13 protein-coding genes are annotated in these 12,882 nt (G+C 72.6%); 10 read left to right on the forward strand and 3 right to left on the reverse strand.

The features are described from left to right. The first annotated feature begins 42 nt into the window (after positions 1-42). Positions 43-723 carry a hypothetical protein gene (locus O7597_RS17000; protein WP_281580128.1) on the forward strand — a complete coding sequence of 227 codons (681 nt, stop codon included), beginning with the start codon at positions 43-45 and terminating at the stop codon, positions 721-723. A gap of 86 nt (positions 724-809) precedes the next feature. On the opposite strand, the gene O7597_RS17005 is transcribed toward O7597_RS17000, so the two are convergent. Further along, positions 810-2,021 (reverse strand): SUKH-3 domain-containing protein, encoded by a 1,212-nt coding sequence (locus O7597_RS17005; RefSeq protein ID WP_281580129.1) that lies wholly within the window; start codon positions 2,019-2,021, stop codon positions 810-812. Between the two features lie 145 nt (positions 2,022-2,166). Between O7597_RS17005 and O7597_RS17010 the strand changes: the two genes are divergently transcribed. The 8 genes from O7597_RS17010 (at position 2,167) to ahcY (ending at position 10,648) form a co-directional block, all read left to right on the forward strand. Further along, positions 2,167-2,397 carry a hypothetical protein gene (locus tag O7597_RS17010; protein ID WP_269739739.1) on the forward strand — a complete coding sequence of 77 codons (231 nt, stop codon included), beginning with the start codon at positions 2,167-2,169 and terminating at the stop codon, positions 2,395-2,397. Between the two features lie 126 nt (positions 2,398-2,523). Continuing rightward, positions 2,524-3,858 (forward strand): hypothetical protein, encoded by a 1,335-nt coding sequence (locus O7597_RS17015; protein ID WP_269739738.1) that lies wholly within the window; start codon positions 2,524-2,526, stop codon positions 3,856-3,858. Between the two features lie 69 nt (positions 3,859-3,927). Beyond that, positions 3,928-5,307: a phosphomannomutase/phosphoglucomutase gene (locus tag O7597_RS17020; protein ID WP_269739737.1), complete on the forward strand. Its 1,380-nt coding sequence runs from the start codon at positions 3,928-3,930 to the stop codon at positions 5,305-5,307. Positions 5,308-5,369: 62 nt separating this feature from the next. Further along, positions 5,370-5,552, forward strand: a complete 183-nt coding sequence (locus O7597_RS17025; protein WP_164446020.1) for a Trm112 family protein — start codon at positions 5,370-5,372, stop codon at positions 5,550-5,552. Further along, positions 5,549-6,745, forward strand: coding sequence for an SIS domain-containing protein (locus O7597_RS17030; RefSeq protein WP_269739736.1), 1,197 nt, complete (start codon positions 5,549-5,551; stop codon positions 6,743-6,745). Before O7597_RS17025 ends, O7597_RS17030 begins: the two co-directional genes overlap by 4 nt. Beyond that, entirely contained in the window at positions 6,742-7,695 is a 954-nt protein-coding gene (locus O7597_RS17035; protein ID WP_269739735.1) for a cation diffusion facilitator family transporter, read from the forward strand. The genes O7597_RS17030 and O7597_RS17035 overlap by 4 nt, the downstream gene beginning before the upstream one ends. Positions 7,696-7,698: 3 nt before the next feature. Next, on the forward strand, positions 7,699-8,856 hold the full coding sequence (manA, locus tag O7597_RS17040; RefSeq protein WP_281580130.1) for a mannose-6-phosphate isomerase, class I: 1,158 nt from the start codon (positions 7,699-7,701) through the stop codon (positions 8,854-8,856). A gap of 292 nt (positions 8,857-9,148) precedes the next feature. Then, positions 9,149-10,648 (forward strand): adenosylhomocysteinase, encoded by a 1,500-nt coding sequence (gene ahcY / locus O7597_RS17045; protein ID WP_269739733.1) that lies wholly within the window; start codon positions 9,149-9,151, stop codon positions 10,646-10,648. Positions 10,649-10,757: 109 nt separating this feature from the next. On the opposite strand, the gene O7597_RS17050 is transcribed toward ahcY, so the two are convergent. Together O7597_RS17050 and O7597_RS17055 are read right to left on the reverse strand one after the other, a co-directional pair. After that, positions 10,758-10,910 carry a hypothetical protein gene (locus O7597_RS17050; protein ID WP_269739732.1) on the reverse strand — a complete coding sequence of 51 codons (153 nt, stop codon included), beginning with the start codon at positions 10,908-10,910 and terminating at the stop codon, positions 10,758-10,760. After that, a complete protein-coding gene (locus O7597_RS17055) occupies positions 10,907-11,800 on the reverse strand; it encodes an RDD family protein (RefSeq protein WP_269739731.1) in 894 nt (297 codons plus the stop codon). Before O7597_RS17055 ends, O7597_RS17050 begins: the two co-directional genes overlap by 4 nt. A 41-nt stretch (positions 11,801-11,841) precedes the next feature. Here O7597_RS17055 and O7597_RS17060 point away from each other — a divergent pair, with 41 nt between their 5' ends. Then, positions 11,842-12,816, forward strand: a complete 975-nt coding sequence (locus O7597_RS17060) for a stage II sporulation protein M (RefSeq protein ID WP_269739730.1) — start codon at positions 11,842-11,844, stop codon at positions 12,814-12,816. Positions 12,817-12,882: the final 66 nt, after the last annotated feature.

Consider the following 12,882-nt stretch of genomic DNA (forward strand, 5'->3'; position numbering starts at 1 on the left):
TACCAGCCCTCGAACACCAGGGTGTGAGGACGGGAGAAACAGGTGAAGCTGCAGCGGAAGCACGTGCTGGCGGCGGGGGTGGCGGTCGTCGCCGCGGCGACGGTGGCGGTCGGCACCGGACTCGGGTTCGCTGACAGCGCACCGACCCGGCAGAGCGTCTGCGCCGGATCGATCACGTTCTCGGCCGAGGCGGGCGAGCCGGCCGCCACCAGCAACCAGTTCCCCGTCGGTACCCGACTGCGGGTGACGAACCTGGACAACGACAGATCGGCTGAGGTGACCGTCGTCGGCCCGTCGGGCAGTTGCGTGCTGCTCAACGCCGCCGCGATGGAACTCGTCCGGGAGCCCGGCAAGAACGTGATCCGACGTAACGTGGTCGAGCGGATCGGCGACGTCGCCGCGCAGCCGGGTGCGGGACAGCCGGGCGTGATCGGCGACCGACCGGGCTCGGCCTCACCGCCGGCGGCCCGTCCGGTCGCCGGGTCAGCCTGTCGGGGCGCGATCACCTTCTTCGAGGAGTCCGCCGGACCGGCCGCGACGAGTGACCGCTTCCCGGTGGGTACCCGGCTGCGGGTGACCAACCTGGACAACGACCGGGCGACCACGGTCACCGTGACCGGTCCCTCGGGCAGCTGTGTGCTGCTGAACTCCGCCGCGATGGAGCAGATCCGGGAGCCGGGCAAGAATCTGGTGCGTAACAACGTCGTCGAGGTGCTGGGCTGACGTCCGGACCGAGGCTGGGTTACCGGCCGCCGTTTACGTCCGCCGCGTCGACCGCGCTGACCGGTATGGGGCGCTGACTGGCGGCGTCACCAACCGCCGTCGTCGCGTACCCGGGCCGGGGCGCGACCGAGCAGCAGGGTGGTGAGCGCGGCGTCGATGTCGATGCCGAGAAACCATTCGCCGGCCTGGTCCAGCGCGAAGATCCGGCCCAGTTCGTCGGCCGCGACGATGCTGTGCCGGCTCTCGGTGCCGATCGGGTGCATCCGGGTGCCGACGACCGCCGCGAAGTCACGCAGCGACTCGGCGGTCTGGGCGACCTGGCGGGGGTCGATCTCGAAGCGCGAGATCCACACCTGCTCACCGGGCCCGCGCCGCTGACTGCGCAGGCGCGGAAGGGCGCCGACGGCGGCGAGCCCGTGGGCCCGGTCGGCAGCCACGCCGACCTGGTGGCCCGCTGGGCCCACCGCGGCCACGCCAGCGGAGTACGGCCGCCAGCCGGCGGCGACCAGCGCCTGCGCCACCTGCGGAGGAAACCGGCCGGGCACCGCGGCGGAGGCCGGTTCCGGGAACCAGGGCGTGGTGTGGGCCAGTTCGGTGCCGGCCAGGACGTTGAACTCCACGAGCATGTTCAGACAGGAGTCACAGGGCCGCTCGGCTGGCCCACCGTGCGGATCGCCCGGCTCGCGTACCTGGAACACGTCGAAGCGAGCCGACGTCAGCAGATCCTTCGCGTCGCCCATGCTCAGGGCGGTGATGCCCTCGACGGTGCGGCGGTGGTCGTACTCGTACAGGAGGTCGGAAACCGCGACGAACTCGGCGTGCCGGGTCGCCCCGCGCACCAGATTGCCGGTGGGCTGGCTGTCGAGGTACGCGCGGACCAGCGGGTGGTGGTTGAGTTCCACGTCCCCCTTGACGCCCTGCGCGGTGACGATCCGTCGCTCGACGCTGAGGCGCGCGGTCGTGGTCGGCGCGGGCGACCGGTGGATCTCGCGCAGCAACTGGCCGGCCGGGTCCACGGTGCGCGGGGCCGGCCGGCCGGCGGCCCGGCTGCGCCGGTAGAGCCGGGCCACCACGTCCGGCGACACCCGCGGCCAGGTACTCACCTCACCGGTCCGCTTGTCGACCACAGTGGTGGGTAGATCGCCCGGAAGCGGGGTCACCTGTGTGGACACTGTGGATGTGATGACGTAGCCGAGGTCGAACTCGCTGACCGCGGGTCGGCACTCGCGCCCCAGGCGCACCGAGTCGCGGCGGGCCCATACCGCGGCGAGCTGTTCGGCCTGTTCGCGGTCGATCACACCCGGTAACCTATCGGACTCCATCATTGCGTGGCGCTGCGTGCGGTAGAGCCTACCGATGGTGAGGTGAGCGGTCGTCCTGCCGCGCCGAACGGCGCGAGCGACGGCGGCCGTGGGCCTCGACGGGGCGCAATACGCTCGGGCGATGGCGGAGCGGAAGAAGAAGGGCGGCGATTCCCGGCTCTGGTACTGGCCATCGGGGATGCTACTCGGCGTGGTGCTCGGTGTGGTGGCCCTGGACGGCGCCGCCGGCATCGGCGTCGGAATCGCCCTCGGCATCGCGATTGCGCTGGCGCTGAGCGCGGCGGACCGGGAGGACGACGCGGACGACACCGACGGGTCGGGCCCGGACAAGGGACCCGACCAGGCGTCCTGAGCGACCGCACACTGCTGCTCAGACGTGGTGCGGCGCACATGCGGGGTGCTCGATGGCCAGCCGAGGTCGGGGCCCGGTAGTAGCCTGACCGGCGTTCCCCCGTCGGGGGAGGAACGGTGGTTGATCATGTCGGTACGTCGGCACACGGCGCGGATCGCGACGGTCTGCGTGTTCCTGGGCGCCCTGGTGGCGCTCGGTGGCGCACCCGCGCACGCCGACGAGGACCGGGTGCGGGTGCGTTCGGCGGGCAGTTTCACCGCGGGCCGTTCCACCGCAGGCGTGACCGTCGAGGTGCGCAAACGCACCGACGGGTGCGTGCGGGTACGCACCGCGCTCGGACTGAGCCTGCCCGGCGTACGGGCCGACCAGGTGGCGGTGCAGGCCAACGTGGGCGGTCGCTGGGTGCCGGTGGGTGTCTCGGGCGCGGCGGGACTCGTCACCACCGAACCGGTCGCCCCGGCCCGGGACGAGCTCTGCAAGGGCAAGGGTGTGGCGATGCGGTACCGGGTCGCCTTCGCCGCGACGGCACCCGGTGGCCGACTGGTGGTGACCGGCGAGGCGACCACGGCGCGGGGTGCCGTGCTGGGTCGGGCCGCCGCGTCGTCGCGGGTGGTCGGGGGGCGCGCCCCGGCGTCACCCTCCCCGTCGCCCACGCCGTCGCCGTCGCCGAGCACCCAGCCAGCCGAGGAGCCGACCGCCGAGGCCACGCCCAGCGTGGCGCTGGCCGCCGAGACGACCGACGACCTCACCCAGACCGAGAGCGATTCCTCCGGCGGGTCGCCGGTGATGTACTTCGGCATCGCCATGGTCGCCGCCGGTGCGCTGCTCATCGGCCTGTTGGTCTACCGCTCCCGGAAGGATCGCAAGGACCGTGGGCGACCGGCCGACGGATTCGAGGCCCTGCCGCCGCGCAACCCGGGCGGCACCACCTACCGGTCCGGCGGTGGTCAGGGTGCCGCACCGGTCCCACCGGGTCCGGGCAGCGTGCCGCCGGTACCGCCCGGCCAGGCGTACGGGGCGGGTCGGCCCGCCACGCCCCGGGTCTACGGCGGCACCCCGGCACCCCGCCCGACCGGCGGTCTGTACGGCGGACGGCCGGCCGACCCGAGCGACGCGACCCGGCCGGCCGACCCGGTCGAACCGACCCGCCCGGTCCCGCCCGGCACCTCCGCCCGCGCGGCGGTGCCGTCGGCGCGTACCGTGCCGCCCACCTCCGCCCCGCCGGCCCCGTCGGCTCCCGGCCCGGTCGTGCCGATCCCGGGTCATCCGCCCGCGCCGATCCCGGGCCCGGCCGGGCCGACCTCCGGTCCGCCGGCCGCTCCGCCCGCAGGTCGGCCGACCGGGCAGATCGTCGTGCCGCCGGTCGAGCCCGGCCAGGGCAGGGTGCCCGGGCACCCGGACGGTTCATCGGGGGGCGGCAAGGGCGACGAGCCGGAGTACGGTCGCGGGCTCGGCGGCTGAGCCGGGGTGGGTGCCTCCGCTCCGATACGCTCAGGTTCGTTGACGACCCGCAGGCGAGGAGTGGAACCGGTGTCTGATCTGTCCCGGATCGTGAAGGCGTACGACGTCCGTGGGACGGTGCCGGACCAGTGGGACGAGCGTGTCGCCGGCGCGCTCGGTGTCGCCTTCGCCCAGGTGCTGGACGCCGCCGGTGACCCGGGGCGGGCGGTGCTGATCGGGCACGACATGCGGGCCTCAGGGCCCGGGCTGGCCGCCGCCTTCGCCGCCGGGCTACGCGCCGAGGGCCGCCCGGTCATCGAGATCGGGCTCGCCTCGACCGACATGGTCTACTACGCCTCCGGCGCGCTGGGACTGCCCGGGGCGATGTTCACCGCCAGCCACAACCCGGCTCAGTACAACGGCATCAAGCTCTGTCACGCCGGTGCGCGTCCGGTCGGGCAGGACAGCGGGCTGGCCGAGGTCCGCGACCGGGCCCAGGCCCTGCTCGACAAGGACGAGCCGCTCGGTGAGCCGACCGCACCGACGCAGCGGCGCGACCTGCTGCCCGACTACGCGGCACACCTGCGCACGCTCGTCGACCTCTCCGGAATCCGGCCGTTGACCGTGGTGGTCGACGCCGGCAACGGAATGGGCGGGCACACCGTGCCGAGTGTGCTCGGCGACGCCGCCCTGCCGGCTCTGCCGTTGCGGATCGTGCCGCTGTACTTCGAGCTGGACGGGACGTTCCCCAACCACGAGGCCAACCCGCTGGATCCGGCCAACCTGGTCGACCTGCAGCGCGCGGTGGTGGCGCACGGCGCGGACATCGGCCTGGCGTTCGACGGGGACGCCGACCGCTGCTTCGTGGTCGACGAGCGCGGCGAACCGGTCTCCCCGTCGGCGATCACCGCGTTGGTGGCGGCTCGGGAGTTGGCCAAGCACCCGGGGTCGACGGTGATCCACAACCTGATCACCTCCAGCGCGGTGCCGGAGATCATTCGGGAGCACGGCGGTGAGCCGGTGGTGGCCCGGGTGGGTCACTCCTTCATCAAGGCCGAGATGGCGCGCACCAACGCGGTCTTCGGCGGGGAGCACTCGGCGCACTACTACTTCCGGGACTTCTGGTTCGCCGACACCGGGATGCTGGCCGCGATGCACACCCTGGCGGCGCTCGGCGAGCAGCCGCTGCCGCTGTCCACGCTGGCCGCCGAGTACGAGCGGTACGTCGCCTCGGGTGAGATCAACTCGACGGTGGCGGACCAGGCGGCCAAGGTGGCCGAGGTGCGTGCCGCGTACCCGGACGCCGAGGCCGACGAGATGGACGGTCTCACCCTGCGCTTTGCCGACGGGGCGTGGTTCAACCTGCGCGCCTCGAACACCGAGCCGCTGCTGCGGCTCAACGTCGAGGCACCGACCGCCGAGCGGATGACCGCGCTGCGCGACGAGGTGCTCGACCGGGTTCGCCGATAAGATCGCTCGCGCCGGTCGGCACCCCCGATCGGTGAAGCCGCACACGTGGAAGGAGCCGCGCAGTGGCCCTCGACCCGCAGTTGCTGGAAATCCTCGCCTGCCCGGACACACACCATGCCCCGCTGACCTACGACGCGCCGGCCCAGACGCTGACGTGCACCGAGTGTGGCCGGATCTTCGAGGTCCGCGACGACGTGCCGGTGCTGCTGCTGGACGAGGCGCGCGTCCCCGCGGAGGGATCGTGATCGACGGAACGGCCGGCGTCAGCGGACACCGCAACGCCGACGAACGACTCCTCGACGACCCGCAGGCCCTCGCCGAGCGTGACCCGGGCGGCATGCTGCGACACACCGCCTCGGCGGGCGCGCAGGTACGCGAGTCGGCCGCCCTGGCCGCCGAGGCGAACCTCTCCGTACTCGCCGACGACGGACGTCCCCGAGCGGTCGTGATCGCCGGCATCGGCACCGCCGGACGCACCGGCGACGTGCTGGCCACGGTCGCCGGGCCGCGGTGCCCGGTACCGGTGATCGCACACCGCCTCGCCGGCGTACCCGGCTGGGTCGGCGCGGCCGACGTGGTGATCGCGGTCAGCGCCAGCGGCCGCAGCCCGGAGGCGCTGGGTGCGGCCGAGGCCGCCCACCGGCGGGGCGCCCGGCTGGTCGCGGTGGGTCCGGCGGACTCGCAACTGCACTCGGTCGCCGAGCGGGCCCGCGCCCCGTTCATCCCGGTGCCCCGGCGGGCACCCGCCCGGGCCAGCCTCTGGGGACTGACCGTGCCGGTGCTGCTCGCCGCCCGGGCCCTCGGCCTGGTCAAGGTCAACGAGGCGGACCTGGCGGAGACGGCGGCCCGGCTCGACGCCGACGCGGACCGCAGTCGCCCGACCGCGGAGTCCTTCGTCAACCCGGCGAAGTCCCTCGCCCTCGGGCTGGCCGGGTCGATCCCGATCGTGTGGGGCTCGTCGCCGCTGGCGTCGGTCGCCGCGCGCCGATTCGGCGACACCCTGTCGGCCAACGCCCGGTACCCGGTGGTGACCGGTGCGCTCGGTGAGGCCGGTCGGGGCCGGGTCGGGCTGCTCGACGGCGTTTTCGGGGGGCTGGCCGAGGGAGAGCGGGACATCTTCGCCGACCCCGACGAGTCGGACGGTGAGGGCACCCGACTGCGGCTGGTGCTGCTGCGCGACGGTGGCCTGAACGCCGAGGACGACGCCGACGAGCCCCTCGCTGTCGAGGAGCGGCGCGCGGACGCGGTGCAGACCCTCGCCGAGCGGCGGGGCGTCCGGTGCGACGTGGTCACCGCCGAGGGCGGCTCGGCGCTGGAGCGGCTGGCCTCACTGGTGGCGGTGCCGGACTTCGCGTCGATCTACCTGGCCCTGGCGCACGGCCTGGATCCGATGGCGGTGCCGGCGATCACCGAGATGAAGGAACTGGCCAACCAGTGAGCACGCAGGGTGGCACCAAGGCGATCATCGCCGCGCTGCTCGCCAACGTCGGTATCGCCGTGACGAAGTTCGTGGCCTACCTGTTGACGAGTTCGTCGTCGATGCTCGCCGAGTCCATCCACTCGGTGGCCGACTCGGGCAACCAGGCCCTGCTGCTGCTCGGCGGCAAGCGGGCCCGGCGGGCCGCCACCCCGGAACATCCCTTCGGCTACGGCCGGGAGCGCTACGTCTACGCGTTCATCGTCTCGATCGTGCTGTTCAGCCTGGGTGGTCTGTTCGCGCTCTACGAGGCGTGGCACAAGTGGTCCGACCCGCACGGCATCACCAGCTGGCACTGGGTGCCGGTGACCGTGCTGCTCGCGGCGATCGTGATGGAGTCGTTCTCGTTCCGTACCGCCGTCCGGGAGTCGAACCTGGTCCGGGGCAGCGAGTCCTGGACCAGGTTCATCCGCCGGTCGAAGGCGCCGGAGCTGCCGGTGGTCCTGCTGGAGGATTTCGGCGCGCTGGTCGGCCTGGTCTTCGCCCTCTTCGGGGTGGGCATGACCCTGGCCACCGGTAACGGCCGGTGGGACGCGGCCGGCACCGCGATGATCGGTCTGCTGCTGGTGACCATCGCGATCGTGCTGGCCGTGGAGACGAAGAGCCTGCTGCTGGGCGAGGGGGCGGAGCCCGCGGACGTCTCGGCCATCGAGCGGGCGGTCGCCGCCGGTCCCGAGGTGGAGCGGATCATCCACATGAAGACTCTCTACCTCGGTCCGGAGGAGCTGATGGTGGCCGCGAAGGTTGCGGTGTCGCGGTGCGACAGCGCCGAGGAGGTCGCCCGGGGCATCGACGCGGTGGAGCGGCGGATCCGGGCCGCCGTGCCGGTCGCCCGGGTCATCTACCTCGAACCGGACATCTACCGGACCACCGCCGCTCCCGCCACCGCGTCCGGACGCGGTGGGAGCTGACCGGTGGAACCGCTGCACGGGCCGATCAAGGACTACGCCTGGGGCTCCCGCTCGGCGATCGCCGAACTCCAGGGCCGGCCGGTGCCGAGCGCGGCACCCGAGGCGGAGCTGTGGCTCGGCGCGCATCCGGGCGCGCCGGCCGCCGTCGAGCGCGACGGCGGGCGGATCCCGCTCACCGAGGTGCTCGCCGCCGAGCCGGTCCAGTGGCTCGGCCGGCCGGTGCTCGACCGGTTCGGGCTCCGACTGCCGTTCCTGCTCAAGGTGCTGGCGGCGGCGGCTCCGCTGAGTCTCCAGGCCCATCCGGACGCCGAGCAGGCACGGGTGGGTCACGCCGCCGAGCAGGCCCGCTCCGGTGGGCACCGCAACTACGTCGACCCGTTCCACAAGCCGGAGCTGCTGGTGGCGCTCGGGCCGATGGAGGCGCTGTGCGGGTTCCGGGATCCCGCCGACTCGGCACGGGCGCTAGCCGCACTGGGCGTACCGCAGCTGCGGCCGGTGCTCGACGCGTTGGCCGCCGGGCCGGTGGGGCTGGCCGAGGCCGTACGCCGGCTGTTGGAGTGGCCGACGGCGGAGCGCGCCGGGCTGGTGGCGGCGGCCCGGGCGGCGCAGGGCCCGGACGCGGACCTGGTGGCCCGGTTGGCGGAGGCGTACCCGGCAGATCCGGGAGTGCTGGTGGCGTTGTTGCTCAACCGGGTGCGGCTGGCGGCCGGTGAGGCGATCTGGATGCCGGCCGGGAACCTGCACGCGTACCTGTGGGGTACCGGCGTGGAGGTGATGGCCGCCAGCGACAACGTGCTGCGGGGCGGGTTGACCCCGAAGCACGTGGACGTCGCCGAACTGCTGCGGGTGCTCCGGTTCGAGGTGCTCGACCGGCCGGTGGTCGCACCGCAGGAGGTCGCCGACGGGGTGCTGACCTGGCCGGTGCCGGTGGACGACTTCGCGTTGCACCGGGTGACCGTCGGTGGTGGCCGACGCGAGGTGACGTTGGCGGTGCCGGGCCCCCGGGTGGTGCTGTGCACCGATGGCCGGGTCACGGTGACCGACGGGGTGGCGCCGGTGACCCTCGGGTCCGGTCGAGCCGCGGTCGGCCCGGCTGTGGGTGGTTCACTCACGGTCACCGGTGCGGGTGAGACGTACATCGCCTCGACCGGGCAGGTCTGAACTCTTCCTACGCTCGGCGGGTGACCAACCACCGACGGGCAAGTCCGAATTTCCCGAAATAGCTTGACTCGGTGCTCGCTCAGTGTGACTCTATGGGTGCGTAGCGTTATCGCGACGATGGTCCGAGAACGCGCGGGGGAACCAAACCGGGGGGATGCACGGGGCGGGCGGAGTTGGACGGCACACGTCCACACCGGCCGCCCCGTGCGCTGTCCGTCACCACCCCGACCGCGCGTCGTGAACGCGCGTAAGGTGGGAGGTTGCGCAGCACCATCGTCCGACAGGAGCTTTCATGACCAGCACCCTCCCGGCGTCCGCAAGCGGCACGTCGTCCGAGGCCCGGCCGCGTACTGTCGCCGAGGGCGACTTCAAGGTGGCGGATCTCTCGCTCGCCGAGTTCGGGCGCAAGGAGATCCGTCTCGCCGAGCACGAGATGCCCGGTCTGATGGCGATCCGGCGCGAGTTCGCCGACGCGCAGCCGCTCGCGGGAGCGCGGATCACCGGGTCGCTGCACATGACGATCCAGACCGCCGTGCTGATCGAGACCCTGGTGGCACTCGGTGCGCAGGTCCGCTGGGCGTCGTGCAACATCTTCTCCACCCAGGACCACGCCGCCGCCGCGGTCGTGGTCGGCCCGCAGGGCACCGTCGACGCACCGTCCGGTGTCCCGGTGTACGCCTGGAAGGGCGAGACCCTCGAGGAGTACTGGTGGTGCACCGAGCAGGTGCTCGACTGGCCCGACGGGGACGGCCCGAACATGATCCTGGACGACGGTGGCGACGCCACCCTGCTCGTCCACAGGGGCGCCGAGTTCGAGAAGGCCGGGGCCGTGCCGCCGGTCGAGTCCGCCGACTCCGAGGAGTACGCGGTCATCCTCGGCCTGCTGCACCGCTCGCTGGCCGCGAGCGGCCAGCGGTGGACGCGGATCGCCGCCGGCATCAAGGGCGTCACCGAGGAGACCACCACCGGCGTGCACCGGCTCTACGAGATGCACCGCGCCGGCACGTTGCAGTTCCCGGCGATCAACGTCAACGACTCGGTGACCAAGAGCAAGTTCGACAACAAGTACGGCTGCCGCCACTCGCTGATCGACGGCATCAACCGGGCCACCGACACGCTCATCGGCGGCAAGATGGCGGTCGTGTTCGGCTACGGCGACGTCGGCAAGGGCTGCGCCGAGTCGCTGCGCGGCCAGGGCGCCCGGGTCGTGGTGACCGAGGTCGACCCGATCTGCGCGCTCCAGGCGGCGATGGACGGCTACCAGGTCGCCACCCTGGACGACGTGGTCGAGACCGCCGACATCTTCATCACCGCCACCGGCTGCTACGACGTCATCACCAACGAGCACATGGCCCGGATGAAGCACCAGGCCATCGTCGGCAACATCGGCCACTTCGACAACGAGATCGACATGGCCGGTCTGGCCAAGCGTTCGGACGTCACCCGGGAGAACATCAAGCCGCAGGTCGACCTCTGGAAGTTCGACGACGGTCACGCGATCATCGTGCTCTCCGAGGGGCGCCTGCTGAACCTGGGCAACGCCACCGGCCACCCCAGCTTCGTCATGTCGAACTCGTTCGCCAACCAGACGATCGCCCAGATCGAGCTGTACACCAAGACCGACGAGTACCCGATCGGCGTGTACGTGCTGCCCAAGCACCTCGACGAGAAGGTCGCCCGGCTGCACCTGGACGCGCTCGGCGCCAAGCTGACCACGCTGTCCAAGGAGCAGGCCGCCTACCTCGGCGTCGCCGTGGAAGGCCCGTTCAAGCCGGACCACTACCGCTACTGAGCATCGCGTCACCTCCGGGGCCGACCGCCGTGGCCGGCCCCGGAGGGTGGCCGTGCGGTCGCGGTGCCGCACCGACCGGCATGGCGTGTGGCCGGTCGCCCACGCGCGGTCAGCGTGGACGTCGCCGGGTGGGGCGGACCCAGGTCCAGACGCACCAGACCAGCCAGGCCACCGAGACCAGCGCCGCGAGGGTGCGCAGCCGCAGCGCGCTGAGCAGCAGCACCACCGCGAGCACCGCCAGCCACGGCACGAAGGCCCTCATCCTGACCTCCCCGGTCGATCGTCGGACGGTGCACCCGGCAACTGCGGCCACAACGCGTCGGTGAGCGCGCGTTCGTCGGCGAGCAGGCGACGGGCCCGTCGATGCCGCTCGGCGATGACGGCGGCCAGGTACATCACCTCCGGCCGGCCGGCCGGAGGTGGCGGGCTGGTCACCGCGGCGACCTGCCACCACAGCAGCCGGGCCAGTTCGCCGCGCGCCGGCTGGCTGAACCCGTGGGCCCGGGCCAGGTACTGCCGTACGGCCAGCGCCAGCTCCGCGTCCAACCGGCTCAGGTCCACCGAGTACGCCCAGCCGGCCAGTTCCGGCACCATCGCCGGGACCGAACGCCATCTCGTCGCGGTCCGGGTGTGCACCACCAGGGTGCCCGCCGCCAGGTCGCCCAGTCGCCGGCCACGGGCGTCGCTGAGCATCACGGTCAGCCCGACCGCCCAGGACAGCAGCGGCAGCACCAGACCCGGCCACTCCACGGCGACCCCGACCAGTGCCCGGGTCAGCGACTGCCGGAACCCGACGGGAGCGCCGTCGAGGCTGACCACCCGCAGCCCGACCGCCGCCTTGCCCGGCGTCCGGCCGTCGTTGAACCGTTCGCAGAGCACCGGATAGCCGACCAGCAGCAGGACCAGCCCGATGGTGAGCAGGGCGCGTTCCATCGCCGCGTCGAGCACCCCGTACGGCAGGGCGGCCAGCACCAGCCCGGTCAGCGCGGCGAGCAGCAGCCCGGCGACCAGCTGCACGAGCACGTCGATCAGGAGGGCGAGCGCCCGGGAGCCGATCCGCGCGGCCCGCACGTCCAGCTCGACCGCCTCGCCGCTGACCAGCCCGGCGTCACCCCAGCCCGGGATGGTCCACGCTCGTGCCGCTGTGCTCACCCCGACAGTGAACACTATGATCGCGCGGTCGGAGGTGGCCGGTGGATGTCGACGCGTACGTCGCGGAGCACGGCGGGCAGTGGCGTCGGCTGAACCAGCTCTGTGGTCAGCCACGACTCGACGCGGCCGAGGTCGACGAGCTGGTCGTGCTCTACCAGCGGGTCACCACCCAACTGTCGGTGCTGCGTAGCCGCTCGCCGGACCCGGCGCTGGTCAGCGAGCTGTCCCAGCTGGTGCTCCGGGCGCGGGCGCGGCTCACCGGTCGGTCCCGACCGTCCTGGACGGCCGTACAACGATTCCTGCTGACCGACCTGCCCGGTGCGATCTGGCGGGCGGCGCCGTGGTGGTGTGCGGTGGCGACCGCCTTCACCCTGCTCACCTTCACCCTGATGTGGTTCGTGGCGGACAATCCGGAGACGGCGGCGGCGTTCATCGGCGACGACGAGGCCGCCAACCTGGTCGAGTCCGGCTTCGCCGGCTACTACACGGAGTTCTCCGCGCCGACGTTCGCCTTCCACCTGTGGACGCACAACGCCTGGCTTGCGGCGAAGTGCCTGGCGGCGGGGGTGTTGATCGTGCCCGTCGGCTACCTGCTGTGGCAGAACGCGATGAACATCGGCGTCGTCGGTGGGGTGATGGTCTCCTATGGCCGCGCGGACGTCTTCTTCGGTCTGATCACCCCGCACGGGTTGCTGGAACTGACCGGGGTGTTCGTCGCCGCCGGGGTCGGACTGCGTATCGGGTGGGCGTGGATCGCACCGCCGGAGCAGTTGACCCGGGGGCAGGCGGTGGCCCGGGCGGGACGCGACGGCGTGCTGGTCGCCGTGGGCCTGGTCGCCCTCTTCGCCGTCGCGGCACTGATCGAGGCCTTCATCACCCCCGCCCCCCTGCCGACCCCCCTCCGCATCGCCATAGGCGTGACCGCCTGGCTCGCCTTCCTCGCCTACCCCCTCGCCCTCGGCCCCCACCCCCCAACCCCCCCAAACCCCCCGGACCACCCGGACCACCCGCGTTGATCATGAGGTTAGCGGCAGGGTTGGAGATCAACTTTGCCGCTAACCCCATGATCAACACGGAGAATC

Origin of the sequence: Verrucosispora sp. WMMC514, from assembly GCF_027497295.1 — a bacterium.
GTDB classification, from domain to species: Bacteria; Actinomycetota; Actinomycetes; order Mycobacteriales; family Micromonosporaceae; genus Micromonospora; species Micromonospora palythoicola.